At 57.6% G+C, this 18,261-nt stretch carries 28 protein-coding genes; 1 reads left to right on the forward strand and 27 read right to left on the reverse strand.

Annotated features, from left to right (window positions below):
• Window position 1 precedes the first annotated feature (1 nt).
• The 4 genes from gspM to DYI22_RS12320 form a co-directional block, all read right to left on the reverse strand.
• A complete protein-coding gene (gene gspM / locus DYI22_RS12305) occupies window positions 2–697 on the reverse strand; it encodes a type II secretion system protein GspM (protein ID WP_213478373.1) in 696 nt (231 codons plus the stop codon).
• Entirely contained in the window at window positions 694–2,208 is a 1,515-nt protein-coding gene (locus DYI22_RS17640; RefSeq protein WP_323132910.1) for a PilN domain-containing protein, read from the reverse strand. The genes gspM and DYI22_RS17640 overlap by 4 nt, the downstream gene beginning before the upstream one ends.
• A gap of 199 nt (window positions 2,209–2,407) precedes the next feature.
• Window positions 2,408–2,938: a single-stranded DNA-binding protein gene (ssb, locus tag DYI22_RS12315; protein WP_228300997.1), complete on the reverse strand. Its 531-nt coding sequence runs from the start codon at window positions 2,936–2,938 to the stop codon at window positions 2,408–2,410.
• 58 nt (window positions 2,939–2,996) lie between these two features.
• Entirely contained in the window at window positions 2,997–4,367 is a 1,371-nt protein-coding gene (locus DYI22_RS12320; RefSeq protein WP_213478375.1) for an MFS transporter, read from the reverse strand.
• A gap of 179 nt (window positions 4,368–4,546) precedes the next feature.
• On the opposite strand from DYI22_RS12320, the gene uvrA reads away from it, so the two are divergent.
• Entirely contained in the window at window positions 4,547–7,369 is a 2,823-nt protein-coding gene (gene uvrA / locus DYI22_RS12325) for an excinuclease ABC subunit UvrA (RefSeq protein WP_213478376.1), read from the forward strand.
• A gap of 66 nt (window positions 7,370–7,435) precedes the next feature.
• Here the strand turns inward: uvrA and rplQ are convergent, their stop codons facing one another.
• From rplQ to rpsS, 23 genes are all read right to left on the reverse strand, one after another.
• Window positions 7,436–7,834 (reverse strand): 50S ribosomal protein L17, encoded by a 399-nt coding sequence (gene rplQ, locus DYI22_RS12330; RefSeq protein ID WP_036134902.1) that lies wholly within the window; start codon window positions 7,832–7,834, stop codon window positions 7,436–7,438.
• A gap of 33 nt (window positions 7,835–7,867) precedes the next feature.
• Window positions 7,868–8,872 carry a DNA-directed RNA polymerase subunit alpha gene (locus tag DYI22_RS12335; RefSeq protein WP_213478377.1) on the reverse strand — a complete coding sequence of 335 codons (1,005 nt, stop codon included), beginning with the start codon at window positions 8,870–8,872 and terminating at the stop codon, window positions 7,868–7,870.
• A gap of 35 nt (window positions 8,873–8,907) precedes the next feature.
• On the reverse strand, window positions 8,908–9,528 hold the full coding sequence (rpsD, locus tag DYI22_RS12340) for a 30S ribosomal protein S4 (RefSeq protein ID WP_213478378.1): 621 nt from the start codon (window positions 9,526–9,528) through the stop codon (window positions 8,908–8,910).
• An 18-nt stretch (window positions 9,529–9,546) separates the two neighbouring features.
• A complete protein-coding gene (gene rpsK, locus DYI22_RS12345; RefSeq protein WP_007153992.1) occupies window positions 9,547–9,936 on the reverse strand; it encodes a 30S ribosomal protein S11 in 390 nt (129 codons plus the stop codon).
• A 13-nt stretch (window positions 9,937–9,949) separates the two neighbouring features.
• Window positions 9,950–10,306 carry a 30S ribosomal protein S13 gene (gene rpsM / locus DYI22_RS12350; RefSeq protein ID WP_099619752.1) on the reverse strand — a complete coding sequence of 119 codons (357 nt, stop codon included), beginning with the start codon at window positions 10,304–10,306 and terminating at the stop codon, window positions 9,950–9,952.
• A 141-nt stretch (window positions 10,307–10,447) separates the two neighbouring features.
• Window positions 10,448–10,561 (reverse strand): 50S ribosomal protein L36, encoded by a 114-nt coding sequence (gene rpmJ / locus DYI22_RS12355; RefSeq protein WP_008174902.1) that lies wholly within the window; start codon window positions 10,559–10,561, stop codon window positions 10,448–10,450.
• A gap of 30 nt (window positions 10,562–10,591) precedes the next feature.
• Window positions 10,592–11,914: a preprotein translocase subunit SecY gene (gene secY / locus DYI22_RS12360; protein ID WP_213478379.1), complete on the reverse strand. Its 1,323-nt coding sequence runs from the start codon at window positions 11,912–11,914 to the stop codon at window positions 10,592–10,594.
• 17 nt (window positions 11,915–11,931) lie between these two features.
• The gene (gene rplO / locus DYI22_RS12365; RefSeq protein ID WP_213478381.1) at window positions 11,932–12,366 is read right to left on the reverse strand and encodes a 50S ribosomal protein L15; all 435 of its coding nucleotides are present in this window, start codon (window positions 12,364–12,366) and stop codon (window positions 11,932–11,934) included.
• A gap of 1 nt (window position 12,367) precedes the next feature.
• A complete protein-coding gene (gene rpmD, locus DYI22_RS12370) occupies window positions 12,368–12,556 on the reverse strand; it encodes a 50S ribosomal protein L30 (protein WP_012139786.1) in 189 nt (62 codons plus the stop codon).
• A gap of 4 nt (window positions 12,557–12,560) precedes the next feature.
• Window positions 12,561–13,061, reverse strand: coding sequence for a 30S ribosomal protein S5 (gene rpsE / locus DYI22_RS12375; RefSeq protein ID WP_008174892.1), 501 nt, complete (start codon window positions 13,059–13,061; stop codon window positions 12,561–12,563).
• A gap of 12 nt (window positions 13,062–13,073) precedes the next feature.
• Window positions 13,074–13,421 carry a 50S ribosomal protein L18 gene (rplR, locus tag DYI22_RS12380; RefSeq protein WP_213478382.1) on the reverse strand — a complete coding sequence of 116 codons (348 nt, stop codon included), beginning with the start codon at window positions 13,419–13,421 and terminating at the stop codon, window positions 13,074–13,076.
• Between the two features lie 9 nt (window positions 13,422–13,430).
• The gene (gene rplF, locus DYI22_RS12385; RefSeq protein ID WP_213478384.1) at window positions 13,431–13,964 is read right to left on the reverse strand and encodes a 50S ribosomal protein L6; all 534 of its coding nucleotides are present in this window, start codon (window positions 13,962–13,964) and stop codon (window positions 13,431–13,433) included.
• 9 nt (window positions 13,965–13,973) lie between these two features.
• Window positions 13,974–14,366 (reverse strand): 30S ribosomal protein S8, encoded by a 393-nt coding sequence (gene rpsH, locus DYI22_RS12390; protein WP_213478385.1) that lies wholly within the window; start codon window positions 14,364–14,366, stop codon window positions 13,974–13,976.
• A gap of 88 nt (window positions 14,367–14,454) precedes the next feature.
• Entirely contained in the window at window positions 14,455–14,760 is a 306-nt protein-coding gene (gene rpsN / locus DYI22_RS12395) for a 30S ribosomal protein S14 (RefSeq protein WP_213478386.1), read from the reverse strand.
• A 12-nt stretch (window positions 14,761–14,772) separates the two neighbouring features.
• Complete coding sequence (rplE, locus tag DYI22_RS12400) at window positions 14,773–15,312, reverse strand: 50S ribosomal protein L5 (RefSeq protein ID WP_213478387.1); 540 nt, start codon at window positions 15,310–15,312, stop codon at window positions 14,773–14,775.
• Between the two features lie 15 nt (window positions 15,313–15,327).
• On the reverse strand, window positions 15,328–15,648 hold the full coding sequence (rplX, locus tag DYI22_RS12405; protein WP_012139777.1) for a 50S ribosomal protein L24: 321 nt from the start codon (window positions 15,646–15,648) through the stop codon (window positions 15,328–15,330).
• Between the two features lie 16 nt (window positions 15,649–15,664).
• On the reverse strand, window positions 15,665–16,033 hold the full coding sequence (gene rplN / locus DYI22_RS12410) for a 50S ribosomal protein L14 (RefSeq protein ID WP_007154005.1): 369 nt from the start codon (window positions 16,031–16,033) through the stop codon (window positions 15,665–15,667).
• 18 nt (window positions 16,034–16,051) lie between these two features.
• Entirely contained in the window at window positions 16,052–16,318 is a 267-nt protein-coding gene (rpsQ, locus tag DYI22_RS12415; RefSeq protein ID WP_213478388.1) for a 30S ribosomal protein S17, read from the reverse strand.
• A gap of 1 nt (window position 16,319) precedes the next feature.
• On the reverse strand, window positions 16,320–16,511 hold the full coding sequence (gene rpmC, locus DYI22_RS12420) for a 50S ribosomal protein L29 (protein WP_213478432.1): 192 nt from the start codon (window positions 16,509–16,511) through the stop codon (window positions 16,320–16,322).
• On the reverse strand, window positions 16,511–16,924 hold the full coding sequence (rplP, locus tag DYI22_RS12425) for a 50S ribosomal protein L16 (protein ID WP_213478389.1): 414 nt from the start codon (window positions 16,922–16,924) through the stop codon (window positions 16,511–16,513). The genes rpmC and rplP overlap by 1 nt, the downstream gene beginning before the upstream one ends.
• Before the next feature lie 12 nt (window positions 16,925–16,936).
• Window positions 16,937–17,620, reverse strand: a complete 684-nt coding sequence (rpsC, locus tag DYI22_RS12430) for a 30S ribosomal protein S3 (RefSeq protein ID WP_029655325.1) — start codon at window positions 17,618–17,620, stop codon at window positions 16,937–16,939.
• 11 nt (window positions 17,621–17,631) lie between these two features.
• Window positions 17,632–17,964, reverse strand: a complete 333-nt coding sequence (gene rplV, locus DYI22_RS12435; RefSeq protein ID WP_008940674.1) for a 50S ribosomal protein L22 — start codon at window positions 17,962–17,964, stop codon at window positions 17,632–17,634.
• A gap of 17 nt (window positions 17,965–17,981) precedes the next feature.
• Window positions 17,982–18,257 carry a 30S ribosomal protein S19 gene (gene rpsS / locus DYI22_RS12440; protein WP_012139770.1) on the reverse strand — a complete coding sequence of 92 codons (276 nt, stop codon included), beginning with the start codon at window positions 18,255–18,257 and terminating at the stop codon, window positions 17,982–17,984.
• Between the last annotated feature and the right edge of the window lie 4 nt (window positions 18,258–18,261).

Here is an 18,261-nt window from a genome sequence, read left to right on the forward strand (position 1 = left end):
ATCACACCCCCAGCCAGGCCGGTTCAAGGCTCAGCGTACGCACGCGGATTGTGGCCTCGCCCTCAGGGTAGGCGTCGGCGTCATAACTCAGCTGGCCCCAGCCGAGTCGCTCGTCCACACTTTCCAGCTGTTCCACATAACGCAGGACCTTGAGGTACGGGCCCCGCAGCCGGATCTCAACGTCGTGAGCGTACAGCAGAGGCTCGCCGCCCTCGGTTTCCCCCGGGCCCGCGGCATCTCGATCAGCCGGCGTGTCGGCGTAGACCGGTTGTGGCGTATTCAGGGACATCCCCAGCAGCTCAAGATCGCTCTGCGCCGCCAGAATCGTACGCAACAACGCGACCATGTCCCGGGGCGGTATCAGTCGCCCGGTGGATTCCGCAATCTCCGCATCAAGCCGCGCCAGCCGCTGGTTGCGGGTCTCCAGCAAACGTTTCAGCTCCGCCGACGGATCACTTTCCAGCTGAGTCGTCAGGGTTTGCTGTTGCTCCAGCAGGCGTTGCTGGTTGGCGGCAAGGGTCTCGATCTCACTCTCCATGCGGTCATTGCGGGCCAGCACCGGGGCTACCACCAGCTCCCAACCGACCAGCAGAATCAGTACCAGCGCGGTAACGGTCAGCAGGCCGCGCTCGCGCACCGGCCGTTCGTCAAACCACGACGCCAGCCGGGACCACGCGCGGGATAATGACTGATTCATCGGTCCGCTCCCCCGGAGGTATCCGTGGCGACGCGGAACTGAATCCAGCGCCCGTCTTCCTCCTGCGCAAGTTCGAAGCTGCCGAAAGTGCGGCCGGCAAACGAAGGCTCCGCACCCAGATTCTCCAGCAGAGCCGGGACAGCTGACGCGTCCCGGGTGCCGCCGGACAGGGTTACACGACCAGGGTCAGCCTCCAGCGTGACGCCGGTGAGCCACAATCCCTCTGGTACCTGGCGCGCAAGGGCCGACATCTGACCGGAAAACCCGGGACTGTCGCCGGCGACCAGGTTATCGACCCGCTCGAGCAGCCGTTGACGCCGCACCAGATCGCTGGCGGCTCTCTCCAGCGCCGCCTCAAGCGCGGGGTCCGGGCGCCGGGCACTGACCTCGGCGGACAACTGCGCGACCGAAGATTCCAGCCGCTCGTTCTGCTGCTGCAGCCCGGCCTGACGGGCCTGCAGCTCACCGCCCTGGTAATAGGCAAAGGCGCTGCTGAGGGCAACCATTACGACGGCCAGCACCAACACCGGCACCACCTTCGCCGCCTGCAGGGTTTCGCGGCGGGGCCGCAGTTCCTGGGTGTAAAGGTTGACCTGCTGCGCGCCATCCGGCGCACCCAGGCCTGAGCTCCAGGCCGGAAGGCAGCGGCTGTCCAGCGCAGTGGGAAGTTCAAACGGCGCCCAGTCGACGGTTTCGACGCCGCCTGCCACGTAGGACGACAGCATGGATGACAGCGGCAGCATGCTGTCCCGCGCCACCAGCCGGATGACCGCCGGCGGCACCTGCCCGAGCTGGCTCTCGTAATAATCCAGCGAACGCTGCATCTCCAGTGCCAGAGACTGCACCGCGGTCTCCTGGGTAGAGGCATTTCGAAGGTCATCGGACATCACGTCGAGCCGGCGCGACAGGTACAGCTCTCCGCCCCGGGCGATCACCATCTGGCCATAGGCATCGCGCAGATGCACCAGCGCCGCGCCGCGGCGCTGCGGATCCAGGCGGGCAATCAGGTTGCGCAGGGCCAACTCGGCAACATCCACGGCAACGAGATCGAGCCCCGCGGCCAACACCAGAGCGACCTGCTCGCGCACCAGCGATTTGCGGGCGGCAACCACATTGACCAGCTGGCCGCGACCACGGGCAGCATCGGGCGGAAACTCAAACACGTCGGAAACTGCATCGGTGGGACTGAAATCCAGGAAATCCTTCAGCTTCCACTTCAGGGCATCGCCCAGTTCCGCGTCGTCGATCCCTTCCGGCCGCTCCAGCTGAAAGACCTGATACTTGTCCAGCGGCAGGACCAGCGTGGTAGGCGTGCCCGCCCAGCCATTCTCGTTGACCAGTTGCGCGAGCGCGGTTTCGCGTTTTGCCGGCAGGCACTCGGCGAACCCCGCCCGCTGGCTGGGGGTACCGGGAGACAAAGCCCAGGCTATGCCGTCCGGGCGAATTTCCAGGCACAGTGCCTGCCGGCTCTTTCGTCGTCTCAGTATGCTGGTGATCAGACTTCGGGCCACTCGCCAACCTCGGTGCTTTCTACAGCGCTCAAAATTTGTGCATTTTTTACATTGGCTTACATGATAGATGAGAAGCTGAACCTAACTCCACGTCTTTCCGTGAATTTCACTTCTTTTTGCAAGCCTGTAACAGAAAGGCCCCCGACAAGCGGGGGCTATCCTTAGCGTTCCGAAAAAACGGGGGCGTTCCGTATCAACCTCAGAACGGAATGTCGTCGTCAAAATCGTCCACCGGCTCAGGCATGCTGCCTTGAGAAGGTTGATTGTAGCCACCCGATTGCTGCTGTGGCGGCTGGTTGCCCTGATTCGCCGGCGGCGCGTTGTAATTGGACTGCTGCGGACGACCCGCCGGGGCGCCCTGCCCCATTCCGCCGCCTTCGCCACCACGGCTATCGAGCATCTGCATCTGGCCGTTGATGTCCACCACCACTTCGGTGGTGTAAACGTCCTGGCCTTCCTTGTTCTGCCATTTACGGGTCTGCAGCTTGCCTTCAATGTAGACCTTGGAGCCCTTGCGCAGGTACTGACCGGCCACTTCGGCGATCTTGCCGAACATCACCACCCGGTGCCATTCGGTTTTGGGCACCATCTGACCGGTTTGCCGGTCCTTGTAACTCTCATCGGTTGCAAGGTTGAGGTTCACCACCGCGTTGCCGTTGGGGGTGTAACGGGTATCGGGGTCCTGCCCCAGGTTTCCGATAAGAATGACCTTGTTTACGCCTCGTGCCATGATCTGCTCCTGACTCTGTTTTCTGGGATGGCCCGTCGTCCCTGCGGGCCTCCGGATTTCAAGAACCGTTACCGTGCCGGACAAACGGGAAGTCCGCAAGTAACCCTTTATCAAATTTCTTACGATCCACCTTCAGGTAGGCCGTCCCCGCATCTTCCAGAATCACCACATCCTGAACACCGGGCAGCGCCATCAAGGCATCGTCTATGCTGTCGAACTGACTTTGCGCCACTTCTTTCAACTGTACCACGAAACTGGTGGTGTAACCCGGCGCCGGCATGGTCAGGGCGACCAGGAACCATAGCGTCAGCACGCCCGCCATCAACCATAGCACCCCGCTGACGCCCGCTGTTTCAAGCAGCAGCCCGCCCACGGCACCACCGACAAACGCCCCCATGAACTGGGACGTCGAGTACACCCCCATGGCGGTGCCCTTGCTGGCGGCCGGCGCCTCTTTGCTGATCAGCGATGGCAGCGACGCTTCCAGGAGATTGAAGGCCATGAAGAACAGGAACAGCACGCCCCAGGCCGCGCCCAGGCTGCCTGCCAGTTGAGCCATCCCGAGGGTCGACAGGGTAAGCAGAACAATGGCACCGCACAGCACCGGCTTCATCTTGCGCTTTTTCTCGCCAATGATGATGAACGGCACCATGGCAAAAAAGGAGGTCACCATCACCGTCAGATAGAACCACCAGTGGGACGAGGACGGCAGCCCCAATTGATCCTGCAGCAGCAGGGGAAACACCAGGAAGATCGCGGTCAACGCCAGGTGCAGGGCGAAAATACCGAAATCCAGACGCAGCAGACGGCGGTCGGCCAACACCGTCGCCAGCATGTCCTTCGCCGGATGAGTGTCGGCGCTGATTTTATGTTGATGGGGTGTCGGCACCAGGCGCCAGACAATAACCATCGCTGCCACCGCAAGAATGGCCGTGAGATAGAAGAGGCCGGACAGACCGAATACGGAACCAATCAACGGCCCCAACACCAGCGAGACCGAGAACGACAGCCCGATGGAAATGCCGACCGTGGCCATGGCCTTGGTGCGCTCCTCTTCCCGGGTCAGATCACTCAGCAGCGCCATCAGCACGCTGGCGATGGCGCCGGCACCCTGAAGAATCCGTCCGGCAATGACAACGTATATGGAATCGGTCGAAGCGGCGACCAGACTGCCTGCGGCAAACAGGACGAGCCCTGCGTAGATCATGCGCTTGCGGCCGATGCGGTCCGACAGCAGCCCAAAAGGGATCTGCAACAGCGCCTGACTCAATCCGTAGGCGCCAATGGCGAACCCGATCAACGCAGGCGTAGCGCCGCGGAGATCGTCGCCAAGCAGCACGAAGACCGGCATCACCATGAACAGGCCCAGCATACGCAGAGCGTAGACCGATGCCAGTGCGGCCACTGAGCGCCTTTCCAGTGAATTCATGGGGGAGACTTTCCTCAAAACGGTTTCTGGCGGACCACCGCCGATCCGCAGGCCGGGCATTGTAACAGAACCGGGCAGGCCGCGGCACGGTGGCAAGCCCTATAGTCACTTACCGTCACGGCTTTCGCCGGGCGCAGGATAACACGGTATAATCCCTGTTTTTCTTCGAGCGAGGTGTTATGGATCATATCCAGATCAAAGGTGCGCGAACTCACAATCTGAAGAACATCGACCTGGATATGCCGCGGGACAAGCTGATTGTGATCACCGGCCTGTCCGGCTCCGGCAAGTCCTCTCTTGCCTTTGACACGCTTTACGCTGAGGGCCAGCGGCGCTACGTGGAATCCCTCTCCACCTATGCGCGTCAGTTCCTGTCGATGATGGAAAAGCCGGACGTGGACCACATCGAAGGCCTGTCACCGGCGATTTCCATTGAGCAGAAATCCACCTCCCACAACCCCCGCTCCACGGTCGGCACCATCACCGAGATTTACGATTACCTGCGCCTGCTGTTTGCCCGCGCCGGCGAGCCGCGTTGCCCGGACCACCACCAGCCCCTGGAAGCGCAAACCGTCAGCCAGATGGTGGATCAGGTGCAGGCGATGCCGGAGGACAGCAAGCTGATGATCCTTGCGCCGGTCATTCGTGACCGCAAGGGCGAGCACCTGCAAGTGGTGGAGACAATGCGCAGCCAGGGCTTCATTCGGTTGCGGGTAGACGGCACGGTCTATGACATCGACGACGTGCCGGCTCTGGACAAGAAGCGCAAACACCAGATCGACGTCGTGGTGGATCGGTTCAAGGTCAAGCCTGGCCTGGAACAGCGCCTGGCCGAGAGCTTTGAAACCGCGCTGGCGCTGGCGGACGGCATTGCGCTGATCGCCCCGATGAGCGGCGACGGCGAGGAACACACGTTCTCCGCCCGCTACGCCTGCACCCAATGCGGCTATTCTCTGAGCGAGCTGGAGCCGCGGCTGTTTTCTTTCAACAACCCGGCCGGCGCGTGCCCGACCTGTGACGGGCTCGGCGTGAAACAGTTCTTTGATCCGGAAAAGATCGTCCAGCATCCGGAAGCCAACCTCGCGGCCGGCGCCATCAAGGGCTGGGACCGCCGCGCGGTTTATTATTTCCAGATGCTCACCAGTGTCGCCGAGCATTATGGGGTCGATATGGAAACCCCCTGGGTCGATCTGCCCGAGAGTTTCCAGCAAACCCTGCTGTATGGTTCCGGCAGCGATGACATTCCGTTCCGTTATGTGAACTCCCGCGGCCACATCATGGAGAAGGCCCACCCGTTCGAAGGGATTCTGCCGAACCTGGAACGCCGCTACCGGGAAACCGATTCCCAGAGCATGCGCGAAGAACTGGCGCGCAACCTGAGCACCCAGCCCTGCAAAGACTGCCATGGCTCGCGCCTGCGCCGCAGTGCCCGCCACGTGTTTGTCGAAAACCACAACATTGCGGACGTTACCCACCTGCCGGTTGGCGAAGCACACGACTATTTCGAGACCCTGGCCCTGCCCGGTCGCAAGGGGGAAATCGCCGAGAAAATCCTGAAAGAAGTACGCCAACGCCTGCAGTTCCTGGTAAACGTGGGCCTGGAATACCTGACCCTCGAGCGCAGCGCCGATACGCTGTCCGGCGGCGAGGCCCAGCGCATCCGCCTGGCCAGCCAGATCGGCGCCGGGCTGGTGGGCGTCATGTACATCCTTGATGAACCGTCGATCGGTCTGCACCAGCGCGATAACGACCGCCTACTGGCGACCCTCACCCACCTTCGCGACCTGGGCAACACGGTGATCGTGGTGGAGCATGACGAAGACGCCATTCGCGCCGCAGACCACGTGATCGACATTGGCCCCGGCGCGGGCGTGCACGGTGGCCAGATCATCGCCCAGGGCACCCCGGACCAGATCATCAACAATCCCAAATCTTTGACTGGCCAGTACCTGAACGGCACCCAGGAGATTGCCATACCCGCCACCCGTAACAGCGGCAACGGCAAACAACTGACCCTCACTGGCGCAAGCGGGAACAACCTCCAGGACGTCACCCTGAAGATCCCCCTTGGCGTGATGACCTGCGTCACCGGGGTCTCGGGTTCGGGCAAATCCACGCTCATCAACAGCACCCTATATCCCGTTGCTGCCGCCAAACTGAACAAGGCCACGAGTCTCAACCACTCTCCCTATGGCAAACTCAAGGGCCTTGACCAGCTTGACAAGGTCATCGACATTGACCAGAGCCCGATCGGCCGCACGCCGCGGTCCAATCCGGCCACGTACACCGGGTTGTTCACCCCGATCCGCGAACTGTTTGCAGGCACTCAGGAAGCGCGATCGCGCGGCTACAAGCCTGGCCGCTTCAGCTTCAATGTGAAAGGGGGGCGGTGCGAAGCCTGCCAGGGCGATGGCGTGATCAAGGTGGAAATGCACTTCCTTCCGGACGTTTACGTTCCGTGTGATGTGTGCAAAGGCAAGCGCTACAACCGGGAAACCCTGGAAGTCCGCTACAAGGGCAAGAATATCCACGAAGTGCTGGAAATGACGGTTGAGGAGGGCCGGGAATTTTTTGATCCGGTTCCCTTTATTGCCCGCAAGCTGCAGACCCTAATCGATGTCGGCCTGTCCTATATCCGACTCGGGCAGAGCGCCGTGACTCTCTCCGGCGGCGAAGCCCAGCGGGTCAAACTCGCCAAGGAACTGTCCAAACGGGACACCGGCAAGACACTCTACATCCTGGACGAACCGACCACCGGCCTGCACTTCTATGACATTCAGCAGTTACTGAATGTGCTGCAGCGGCTGCGCGATCACGGCAATACCATCATCGTCATCGAGCACAACCTGGACGTGATCAAGACAGCCGACTGGATTGTGGATCTTGGTCCGGAAGGCGGCTCCGGCGGCGGACAGATCATCGCCGAGGGCACTCCGGAACACGTGGCAAGCGTGGCGGGCTCCCATACCGGTCGATACCTGAAACCCATTCTAAGCCGCTAACCCGAGCCCATAAAAAAAGCCGGAGGATTCCCTCCGGCTTTTTTCTGAACCGAACCGAAAAGCTGCTTACTCTTCGTCTTCGTCCACTTCTTCCGCTTCGATATCCAGCGGACGGCCGACCAGCTCGACGAATGCCATCGGGGCATTATCGCCGGCCCGGAAGCCGCACTTCAGGATACGAAGGTAACCACCCGGACGCTCGCTGTAACGGGGACCCAGCTCATCAAACAGCTTGGCTACCGCCGCATCGTTACGCAGGCGAGAAAACGCCAGACGACGATTCGCGACCGAATCATTCTTTGAGAGCGTGATCAAAGGCTCAGCTACACGACGAAGCTCTTTGGCTTTCGGCAGCGTTGTCTTGATCAGCTCGTGTTCAACCAGTGACGCAGTCATGTTACGGAACATGGCCTTGCGATGCGCACTGGTCCTGCTGAACTTACGACCACTCTTACGATGACGCATTGCTCTTATTCCTTACCTTAAACCAATCGGCGATTAACCGCCCAGAACCCGGTCGTCGCCACGAAGGCTAGCCGGCGGCCAGTTATCAAGACGCATACCCAGTGACAGACCACGGGACGCGAGTACGTCCTTGATCTCGGTCAGCGACTTTTTACCAAGGTTAGGCGTCTTCAGCAGCTCAACTTCAGTGCGCTGAATCAGATCGCCGATGTAGTAGATGTTCTCAGCCTTCAAGCAGTTAGCTGAACGCACAGTCAATTCCAGATCGTCCACCGGACGCAGCAGAATCGGATCAATTTCTTCCTCTTCTTCAACACGCTCAGGCTCTTTCTCATGATCGAAATCAACAAACACAGCCAGTTGCTGCTGGAGAATGGTTGCGGCCCGGCGAATAGCTTCTTCCGGATCGATGGTGCCATTGGTCTCCAGATCAATAACCAGCTTGTCCAGGTCGGTGCGCTGCTCTACCCGTGCACTTTCCACGGCATAAGCAACACGACGGACCGGACTGAAGGTTGCATCCAGCTGCAGGCGTCCGATAGCGCGAGTTTCGTCCTCGTCCAGACCCCGCTGATCGGCCGGCTCATAGCCGCGACCACGGGCAACCTTGAGACGCATGTTCACTTCACCGTTTTCACTCAGGTGACAGATCACATGATCCGGGTTGGTGATCTCGACATCGTGATCCAGCTTGATATCTCCGGCTGTAACAACGCCCGGGCCTTTCTTGCTGAGGGTAACCTCAGCCTCATCCCGACCGCCCATTTTGACAGCCACGCCTTTGAGATTCAGAAGAATCTCAATGACGTCTTCCTGGACACCCTCGATTGCGCTGTACTCATGCAGAACACCGTCAATCTGTGCTTCAGTGATCGCACAGCCCGGCATTGAGGACAAGAGTATACGGCGCAATGCGCTACCCAGGGTATGACCGAAGCCTCTTTCCAGAGGCTCCAGCGTCACCTTGGCGCGCGTGGCGTTTGATTCCTTCACGTCAATGGTACGAGGTGTCAATAACTCATGTACTGAACGCTGCATAGACGCCCCTATCTGCTCTCGTTGCTAACTGGGCTTTACTTCGAGTAAAGCTCGACGATGAGGTTCTCGTTGATGTCGGCCGGCAGTTCAGTACGCTCTGGCACTGACTTGTAAACGCCTGACATCTTGCTGGCGTCGACCTCTACCCAGCTCACCGGTGCGCGGCTTGAAGACAGATCCAGCGCGCCTTTAACGCGGAGCTGGTTTTTTGCCTTTTCACGCACACTCACAACATCACCCGGCTTGACCTGGTAGGAAGGAATGTTCACTACCTTGTCGTTCACCAGGATCGCTTTGTGAGAAACGAGCTGACGGGATTCAGCACGGGTAGAACCAAAACCCATGCGGTAAACAACGTTGTCCAGACGACCTTCAAGAAGCTGCAGCAGGTTTTCACCGGTTGCGCCCTTAATGCGGGCTGCTTCTTTATAGTAGTTGCGGAACTGCTTCTCCAGTACGCCGTAGATACGACGGACTTTCTGTTTTTCACGAAGCTGTACGCCGTACTCGGACAGACGACCGCGACGCGCGCCGTGCATACCCGGCGGAGTCTCGATGTTGCACTTGGAATCGAGCGCGCGAACACCGCTCTTCAGAAAAAGATCTGTCCCTTCACGACGAGACAGCTTGCACTTCGGGCCTGTATAACGAGCCATAATTCACTGTCTCCTGTGTTAGACGCGGCGCTTTTTGGGCGGACGACAGCCGTTATGGGGAATCGGCGTCACATCAGTGATGTTGGTGATCTTGTAGCCACACGCGTTCAGCGCGCGAACTGCAGATTCACGTCCGGGCCCAGGACCCTTAACCTCTACGTCCAGGTTTTTAAGGCCGTATTCAGCAGCCGCATTACCGGCTCTTTCAGCTGCTACCTGCGCAGCAAAAGGTGTACTCTTGCGTGACCCACGGAAACCGGAACCACCAGAGGTAGCCCAGGACAGGACGTTGCCCTGACGGTCAGAAATGGTCACGATAGTGTTGTTGAAGGACGCGTGAATGTGCGCGACGCCATCAACAACCGTCTTTTTCACCTTTTTACGGGTACGTGTACCTGGCTTTGCCATGTTTGCCTACCTGTTACTTACGAATAGGTTTGCGAGGACCTTTACGGGTGCGGGCGTTGGTCTTGGTGCGCTGGCCACGGACCGGAAGGCCATGACGATGACGCAGACCACGGTGACATCCGAGATCCTTCAAACGCTTGATGTTCATCTGTACTTCACGACGCAGATCGCCTTCGACAGACACCTTGCCCACTTCAGTACGAAGTGCTTCAAGCTGCTCGTCGCTCAGGTCTTTGACCTTAAGGTCCGGCTTGACACCGGTAGCGTCGCAAAGCTTCTGAGCTGTTGTCTTGCCAACACCGAAGATGTAGGTCAGCGAGATAACAGCATGTTTGTGATCGGGTATATTGACACCGGCTATACGTGCCATCCAAATTACTCCGCGTTCAAAGCTTTGCTGTGTGAATTTTCCGCCACTATAAAAGGGCGCGAAATAATAGCGCTTGACCCCGTGTGAGGTCAAGCGCCATTAATCGTACCCTCTACAATGCCAGAGCTGAATCCGTGAGGATTAACCCTGACGCTGCTTGTGGCGAGGCTCCGAGCAAATGACTCGTACTGAGCCATTGCGACGAATTACTTTGCAGTTACGGCAAATTTTCTTTACCGAAGCGCGTACTTTCATTGTCGACTCCAGTTTTCAAGGGGAACAGCGTCAGCCGTTCCGACCATAGCCCTTGAGATTGGACTTCTTCATCAGCGATTCATACTGATGCGACATCAGGTGTGACTGCACCTGGGCCATGAAATCCATCACCACGACTACAACAATCAGCAGAGAGGTCCCGCCCAGATAGAACGGTACATTCCCGGCCACCATCAGGAACTGAGGGAACAGGGAAACTGCTGCAATGTACATTGCACCGAACAGCGTCAGCCGGGTCAGTACGCCATCAATATACTTGGCGGTCTGATCACCGGGACGGATGCCCGGAATAAACGCTCCAGAGCGCTTGAGGTTATCCGCAACTTCTTTCGGGTTGTACATCAGCGCTGTGTAGAAGAAGCAGAAGAAGACCACTGCTGCCGCAAACAGGATGATATACAGAGGCTGGCTGGGCGCCAGAGCCTGGGAAATATCGCTGAGCCATTCCATGCCCTCACCCTGACCGAACCACTGCCCCAGCGAAGCCGGAAACAGCAGGATCGACGAGGCAAAGATCGGCGGAATAACACCGGCCATATTCACCTTCAGCGGCAGGTGGCTGGACTGCTGGGCAAATACCCGACGGCCCTGCTGTCGCTTGGCGTAATTGATCGTCAAACGGCGCTGACCGCGTTCCATGAACACCACAAAGCCGACGACGGCAATCGCCAGAACACCGATACCCAGAACGACCAGAAGGCTCATTTCGCCATTCCGTGCCTGCTCCAGTGTCTGACCAATAGCACCGGGCAGCCCGGCAACGATTCCTGCAAAAATCAGCAGGGAAATGCCGTTACCCACGCCACGCTCGGTGATCTGCTCACCCAGCCACATCATAAAGACAGCACCACTTACGAAAGATACAACTGCCACGAAGTGGAAGCTGAAACTGTCGTTGAAGGTGACGCCCTGCGATGCCAGACCGACAGAAATACCGAAGCCCTGAACCAGGGCCAGGATAACCGTACCATACCGCGTATATTGACTGATCTTACGACGACCAGCCTCGCCTTCCTTTTTCAGCTGCTCAAGCTGCGGACTGACCGCAGTCATGAGCTGCATGATAATGGAGGCCGAAATGTACGGCATGATACCGAGTGCGAAGATACTCATGCGCTCAAGCGCACCACCGGAAAACATGTTGAACAGGCTCAGGATCGTGCCCTGGTTCTGATCAAACAATGCTGCCAGGCGGTCTGGGTTGATACCCGGCACCGGGATGTGGGCACCAATCCGGTACACCAGCAATGCCAGGAAGACAAACCAGAGCCGCGAACGCAGCTCTGCCAGTCCTTTACCCGCGCCCGCAGGCAATGATGCTGTCTTGGCCATTTGGTCCTCGACTCGCCTTAGTCTTCGACTTTTCCACCCGCGGCAGTAATCGCCTCGCGTGCGCCCTTGGTCACTCGCAGACCCTTAACGGTTACCGCGCGGCTCAGTTCGCCGGAGAGGATAACCTTAGCTTCGCGAATTTCTTCACGAACGATGTCTGCTTTCTTGAGTGCGTCGAGGTCTACCACATCGCCTTCAACTTTCGCCAGTTCATTCAGGCGAATCTCGGCAACGTAACGCTGCTGACGAGAAGTGAAGCCGAATTTCGGCAGACGACGGGCCAGCGGCTGCTGACCACCCTCGAAACCGGGAGCTACGCTGCCGCCGGAACGGGCTTTCAGACCCTTGTGACCGCGACCACCGGTTTTACCGAGACCGCTACCGATACCACGACCAACGCGCCTTGCGGCCGGACGTGAACCGGGCTCTGGACTAAGTTCGTTCAGACGCATCTTAGTTCTCCTCAACCCGAACCAGGTAATCAACCCGGTTGATCATGCCGCGGATAGACGGAGTATCTTCCACTTCCACGGTGTGACCGATTTTACGAAGACCCAGGCCCTTGACGCACAGTTTGTGCTTGGGCTGACAGCCGATGGGGCTGCGGGTCAGAGTTACTTTGATCGTTTTTGCGTTCGCCATGACTTCAACCCAGAATCTCTTCCACGGTTTTACCGCGCTTGGCTGCAATATCCTCAGGCGCCTGTGTCGCCTGGAGACCCTTGATGGTGGAACGTACCACGTTCACCGGGTTGGTAGACCCGTAACACTTGGACAGTACGTTCTGAACACCGGCTACTTCCAGTACCGCACGCATCGCACCGCCGGCGATGATACCAGTACCTTCAGAGGCGGGCTGCATGTAGACCTTGGAGCCGCCATGCTGAGCCTTGACCGGGTATTGCAGAGTCGTGCCGTCGAGCGGAACCTCTACCATGTTCTTGCGCGCAGCTTCCATAGCCTTCTGGATAGCGACCGGCACTTCACGCGCCTTGCCACGACCAAAACCAACGCGACCTTTACCATCACCCACTACAGTCAGTGCGGTGAAGGCGAAAATACGTCCGCCCTTAACTACCTTGGCGACGCGGTTGACCTGAACCAGCTTCTCCTGGAGCTCAGGCGCCTTCTGTTCGTTAACGCTCATCTTCTCCACCTCTTAGAATTGCAAGCCAGCTTCACGGGCTGCGTCGGCAAGAGCCTGGACGCGACCGTGATAACGGTAACCGGAGCGGTCAAAAGCAACGCTCTCTACACCTGCCGCCTTGGCGCGCTCAGCAATCAGCTGACCGACCTTCTTGGCAGCGTCCACGTTACCGGTTGCACCCTGGCGCAGTTCCTTATCCAACGTGGAGGCAGTGGCAATAACCTTGCTGCCATCTGCAGTCGTAACCTGGGCGTACATGTGACGCGGTGTGCGATGAACGCACAGACGATTGGTACCCAGCTCACGGATCTTCATGCGCACTTTGCGTGCGCGACGCAATCTTTCGTTATTCGCGCTCATAGTCCCGCCTTATTTCTTCTTGGCTTCTTTGCGTCTGACCTGCTCATCCGCATAACGCACACCTTTGCCTTTGTAAGGCTCTGGCGGACGGAATGCGCGGATTTCCGCAGCGACCTGGCCAACCTGTTGCTTGTCGATTCCGCGAATCACAACTTCCGTATTGGACGGAGTTTCAGCGGTAATCCCCTCGGGCAGCTCATACTCGACCGGGTGGGAAAAACCCAGAGTCAGGTTGAGCTTCTTACCTTGCGCCTGAGCACGGTAACCTACGCCCGTCAGTGCGAGCTTACGCTCCCAGCCTGTGGATACACCGGTCACCATGTTATTGACCAATGCACGGGTAGTACCAGCAAGAGCGCGGGACTGTTTGGCACCATCGCGTGCCGCAAAGCGAAGAACACCTTCTTCCTGCTTTACGTCTACCGCCTGGTGAATGGTGAATTGAAGCGCTCCCTTGGAGCCCTTCACATTAATTTCCTGTCCGTTCAGCTTAACCTCAACACCGGAAGGCAGCACGACAGGATTATTGGCAACCCTGGACATGTGATTCTCCTAGAATACGGTGCAGATGACTTCGCCACCCACGCCAGCAGCACGTGCGGCGCGGTCTGTCATAACGCCCTTGGACGTTGAGACAATCGCGACTCCCAGACCACCGGATACCTTCGGCAGTTCCCCAGCGCCTTTGTACTGGCGCAGACTCGGACGGCTGACCCGCTTGATCTCTTCAATAACCGGCTTGCCGCCGAAGTATTTCAGAGTAATCGTCAGCTCGGGCTTCGCGTCAGCTGAAACGGAAAAATCTGCAACGTAACCTTCGTCCTTGAGGACCTGGGCTACGGAGATCTTCATCTTTGAAGCCGGCATGGCCACATCGGCCTTTTGTGCCATCTGTGCGTTACGGATACGGGTAAACATATCCGCAAGCGTATCTTGCATACTCATTGGTATGAGACTCCTGATCTTTTTAGTTGTGCAGCGGCGCGCCGCACCGCTTACCAACGGGCACCTGACCGAAGCCAGGATACCTGTCTTACCAGCTTGCTTTGGTCAGACCCGGTACGTCGCCACGCATGCCGTACTCACGGAGTTTGATCCGTGAAAGTTCGAACTTGCGCAGAACGCCATGGGGACGACCAGTCACCTGGCAACGATTACGCAGGCGTGAAGGACTGGCATCGCGAGGAAGCTGCTGGAGCTTCATCTGTGCGTCCCAACGCTCGTCGTCGCTGGTATTCGGGTTCTTGATAATCGCCTTGAGCTCTGCACGCTTCGCTGCAAACTTCGCAACGGTTTTTTCGCGCTTGAGCTCTCGGTTCTTCATGGAAACCTTAGCCATTACACTCGTTCCTTATTTCTTGAACGGAAAGCCGAAGGCTTTCAACAGTTCGCGACCTTCGTCGTCGGTACCGGCAGTGGTGGTAATGGTGATGTCCAGACCACGGATCTTGTCGACCTTGTCGTACTCAATTTCCGGGAAAATGATCTGCTCACGCACACCCATGCTGTAGTTACCACGACCGTCGAACGATTTGGGGTTCAGACCGCGGAAGTCACGAACGCGGGGAACCGCGATGTGCACCAGACGATCAAAGAAGTCCCACATACGCTCGCCGCGCAGAGTAACCTTACAACCGATAGGCCAGCCTTCCCGGATTTTGAAACCCGCGACGGACTTACGTGCCTTGGTGACAACCGCTTTCTGACCTGCCAGGCGCTCAAGATCCGCCACGGCATTTTCAATCAGCTTCTTGTCACCAACCGCTTCACCGACACCCATATTCAGGGTGATCTTTTCGATACGCGGCACCTGCATGATGTTCTTGTAGCCGAACTCCTTCTGCAGGGCGGGTACCACTTCCTTACTGTACTGCTCTTTCATGTTAAGCATCGTAACCACCACCGCTTACTGGTTATCGACAGCTTCGTTCGTGGACTTGAAGATCCGCACTTTAGCGCCGTCTTCCTTGATCTGGAAGCCTACGCGATCGGCTTTGCCGGTCTGCGGATTAAAAATAGCCACGTTGGAAGCCTGGATAGGTGCTTCTTTCTCGACGATGCCACCTGGGGTGCCCAGCATCGGGTTCGGCTTGGTGTGCTTCTTCATCATGTTGATGCCAGAAACAATCACTCGGCCATCGTCCTGAACCTTCAGGACTTTACCACGTTTGCCTTTATCTTTCCCCGTGGTGACGATTACTTCGTCATCTCGTTTGATCTTTTTCATAACCGGCCTCTGGTCCTTAAAGTACTTCGGGTGCCAGTGAGATAATCTTCATGAACTTCTCGTTACGCAGTTCACGGGTAACCGGTCCGAAGATACGGGTACCAATGGGAGCGTCCTGATTGTTCAGAAGTACCGCCGCGTTACCGTCAAAACGGATCAGCGAACCGTCCGGACGACGCACACCCTTGCGGGTACGTACTACAACAGCCTTCAGGACCTGGCCTTTCTTCACCTTGCCGCGGGGGATGGCTTCCTTGACGGTCACCTTGATGATATCCCCAACGCTTGCATAGCGCCGGTGTGAACCGCCCAGGACCTTGATGCACATCACCTGACGCGCACCGCTGTTATCCGCGACTTCAAGCATTGTTTGAGTCTGAATCATGGTTGTTCTCCGGGCGAATTACACCTTGGATGCCGTTTCGGTAACTTCCACCAGGGCCCAGCTCTTGGTCTTGGAGACCGGACGGGTTTCCTGGATCGTTACAGTGTCACCGATATTGCACTGGTTGCTCTCATCGTGAGCATGGATCTTGGTTGAGCGCTTCATGTACTTACCGTACAGAGGGTGCTTTACCTGGCGCTCAACCAGGACAACGATGGACTTCTCCATCTTGTTGCTCACGACCTTGCCGCTCAGAGTTCTGGCAGTTTGGGTAGCTTCGGTCATGTCACTGTCCTGCCTTTTCATTCAATACTGTTTTCACGCGAGCGATGTCGCGCTTCACATTGCCGAGAAGGTGAGACTGATTCAGCTGGCCTGTCGCTTTACGCATGCGCAGGTTGAACTGCTCCTTCAGGAGGTCGATCAGCTCGCTGTTCAGCTCCTCGACGGACTTTTCACGCAGCTCTGTTGCTTTCATCACATCACCGTCCTCGTTACAAAGGTGGTCTGTACCGGCAGTTTGGCCGCCGCAAGAGTGAAGGCTTCGCGTGCGATATCTTCAGCAACACCTTCCATCTCATAGAGCATGCGGCCCGGCTGAATCTCAGCCACCCAATACTCGACAGAACCCTTACCTTTACCCATTCGAACTTCCAGCGGCTTACCGGTGATCGGCTTGTCCGGGAATACCCGGATCCAGATCTTACCGCCCCGCTTGATGCGGCGAGTCATGGTACGACGCGCTGCCTCAATCTGGCGCGCAGTTATACGCCCACGGCTGGTCGCCTTCAATCCGTATTCACCGAAGCTCACCTTGTTAGCGCGGTGAGCGAGGCCGGTGTTACGGCCTTTCATTACCTTGCGAAATTTGGTGCGTTTTGGTTGCAGCATAAGAGTGCCCCTTTACTTAGAACCTTTCTTCCCAGAGGCTTTCTTGTCAGCACGGACCTGCTCCATACCACCAAGAATCTCACCTTTGAAGATCCATACCTTGACGCCGATAACGCCGTAAGTGGTATGCGCTTCGTAGGTTGCGTAATCAATATCTGCACGCAGAGTGTGCAGAGGTACACGACCTTCGCGATACCACTCGGAACGCGCGATTTCAGCACCCCCGAGACGTCCGCCTACCTGAATCTTGATACCCTTGGCGCCTTGACGCATAGCGTTCTGTACCGCGCGCTTCATGGCACGACGGAACATCACACGGCGCTCCAGCTGACCGGCAACATTCTGCGCTACCAGGCGGGCATCCAGGTCCGGCTTGCGGACTTCTTCGATGTTGATGTGCACGGGCACACCCATCATGTCGCTGACTTCGCGACGCAGACGGTCAACATCTTCACCCTTCTTACCGATAACAATACCGGGACGGGCTGTATGGATCGTGATACGGGCGTTCTGAGCAGGGCGCTCGATCACAATCTTACTGACAGACGCCTTAACCAGACGCTTGTCGAGGAATTCACGAACCTGAATGTCGTTCAACAGGTTTTTCGCGTATTCCTTTTTGTCGGCATACCAGACTGAGTTGTGCTCTTTGATCACACCCAGGCGAATGCCGGTTGGATTTACTTTATGACCCATCTGAGCATCTCCTACTTGTCGGCGACCTTGACGGTGATATGGCAGGTGCGCTTGAAAATCCGGTCAGCGCGCCCCTTGGCTCGAGCTTTGATTCGCTTGAGCGTCGGACCTTCATCCACCATCACGGTGGAGACCCGCAGATCATCTACGTCGAGACCTTCGTTGTGCTCAGCATTGGCAATGGCGGATTCAAGAGCTTTCTTGATCACGACCGCCGCCTTCTTCGGGCTGAAAGTCAGAATGTTCAGGGCGTCCTCAACAGCCTTGCCGCGTACTTGGTCAGCGACAAGACGCGCTTTCTGAGCTGAGAGGCGAGCGCCCTTGTACTTAGCCGCTACTTCCATTTCTATTCCCCTCACAATCAGCGTTTAGCTTTCTTGTCGGCCGCATGACCACGATAAGTACGCGTTGCCGCGAACTCACCCAGTTTATGCCCGACCATATCTTCGGTGACATAAACCGGCACGTGTTGCTTGCCGTTGTGGACTGCAATGGTCAAGCCTACGAACTCCGGAAAGATCGTCGAACGACGGGACCAGGTCTTGATCGGACGCTTGTCGTTCGCTTCCAGAGCTGCCTCGACCTTCTTCAACAGATGCAGGTCTATAAAAGGACCTTTCTTTAAAGAACGTGGCACAGCA

Origin of the sequence: Marinobacter lipolyticus (genome assembly GCF_018424605.1) — a bacterium.
In the GTDB taxonomy this organism is placed as follows: Bacteria; Pseudomonadota; Gammaproteobacteria; order Pseudomonadales; family Oleiphilaceae; genus Marinobacter; species Marinobacter lipolyticus_B.

Coding starts and splice junctions, on each gene's coding strand:
- rplQ (WP_036134902.1), bottom strand. CDS start 7,834: ATGCGTCATCGTAAGAGTGGTCGTAAGTTCAGCAGGACCAGTGCGCAT.
- rplV (WP_008940674.1), bottom strand. CDS start 17,964: ATGGAAGTAGCGGCTAAGTACAAGGGCGCTCGCCTCTCAGCTCAGAAA.
- rplE (WP_213478387.1), bottom strand. CDS start 15,312: ATGCTTAACATGAAAGAGCAGTACAGTAAGGAAGTGGTACCCGCCCTG.
- rpsE (WP_008174892.1), bottom strand. CDS start 13,061: ATGAGCGTTAACGAACAGAAGGCGCCTGAGCTCCAGGAGAAGCTGGTT.
- rplO (WP_213478381.1), bottom strand. CDS start 12,366: ATGCGTCTGAACGAACTTAGTCCAGAGCCCGGTTCACGTCCGGCCGCA.
- ssb (WP_228300997.1), bottom strand. CDS start 2,938: ATGGCACGAGGCGTAAACAAGGTCATTCTTATCGGAAACCTGGGGCAG.
- secY (WP_213478379.1), bottom strand. CDS start 11,914: ATGGCCAAGACAGCATCATTGCCTGCGGGCGCGGGTAAAGGACTGGCA.
- rpsC (WP_029655325.1), bottom strand. CDS start 17,620: ATGGGTCATAAAGTAAATCCAACCGGCATTCGCCTGGGTGTGATCAAA.
- rpsD (WP_213478378.1), bottom strand. CDS start 9,528: ATGGCTCGTTATACAGGCCCGAAGTGCAAGCTGTCTCGTCGTGAAGGG.
- gspM (WP_213478373.1), bottom strand. CDS start 697: ATGAATCAGTCATTATCCCGCGCGTGGTCCCGGCTGGCGTCGTGGTTT.
- rpsN (WP_213478386.1), bottom strand. CDS start 14,760: ATGGCTAAGGTTTCCATGAAGAACCGAGAGCTCAAGCGCGAAAAAACC.
- rpsK (WP_007153992.1), bottom strand. CDS start 9,936: ATGGCAAAGCCAGGTACACGTACCCGTAAAAAGGTGAAAAAGACGGTT.
- rpmD (WP_012139786.1), bottom strand. CDS start 12,556: ATGGCGAACGCAAAAACGATCAAAGTAACTCTGACCCGCAGCCCCATC.
- rpsH (WP_213478385.1), bottom strand. CDS start 14,366: ATGAGTATGCAAGATACGCTTGCGGATATGTTTACCCGTATCCGTAAC.
- rplP (WP_213478389.1), bottom strand. CDS start 16,924: ATGCTGCAACCAAAACGCACCAAATTTCGCAAGGTAATGAAAGGCCGT.
- rpmJ (WP_008174902.1), bottom strand. CDS start 10,561: ATGAAAGTACGCGCTTCGGTAAAGAAAATTTGCCGTAACTGCAAAGTA.
- rpmC (WP_213478432.1), bottom strand. CDS start 16,511: ATGAAAGCAACAGAGCTGCGTGAAAAGTCCGTCGAGGAGCTGAACAGC.
- rplF (WP_213478384.1), bottom strand. CDS start 13,964: ATGTCCAGGGTTGCCAATAATCCTGTCGTGCTGCCTTCCGGTGTTGAG.
- DYI22_RS12335 (WP_213478377.1), bottom strand. CDS start 8,872: ATGCAGCGTTCAGTACATGAGTTATTGACACCTCGTACCATTGACGTG.
- rplR (WP_213478382.1), bottom strand. CDS start 13,421: ATGAGCGCGAATAACGAAAGATTGCGTCGCGCACGCAAAGTGCGCATG.
- rplX (WP_012139777.1), bottom strand. CDS start 15,648: ATGAAAAAGATCAAACGAGATGACGAAGTAATCGTCACCACGGGGAAA.
- rpsQ (WP_213478388.1), bottom strand. CDS start 16,318: ATGACCGAAGCTACCCAAACTGCCAGAACTCTGAGCGGCAAGGTCGTG.
- rplN (WP_007154005.1), bottom strand. CDS start 16,033: ATGATTCAGACTCAAACAATGCTTGAAGTCGCGGATAACAGCGGTGCG.
- rpsM (WP_099619752.1), bottom strand. CDS start 10,306: ATGGCACGTATAGCCGGTGTCAATATACCCGATCACAAACATGCTGTT.
- uvrA (WP_213478376.1), top strand. CDS start 4,547: ATGGATCATATCCAGATCAAAGGTGCGCGAACTCACAATCTGAAGAAC.
- DYI22_RS12320 (WP_213478375.1), bottom strand. CDS start 4,367: ATGAATTCACTGGAAAGGCGCTCAGTGGCCGCACTGGCATCGGTCTAC.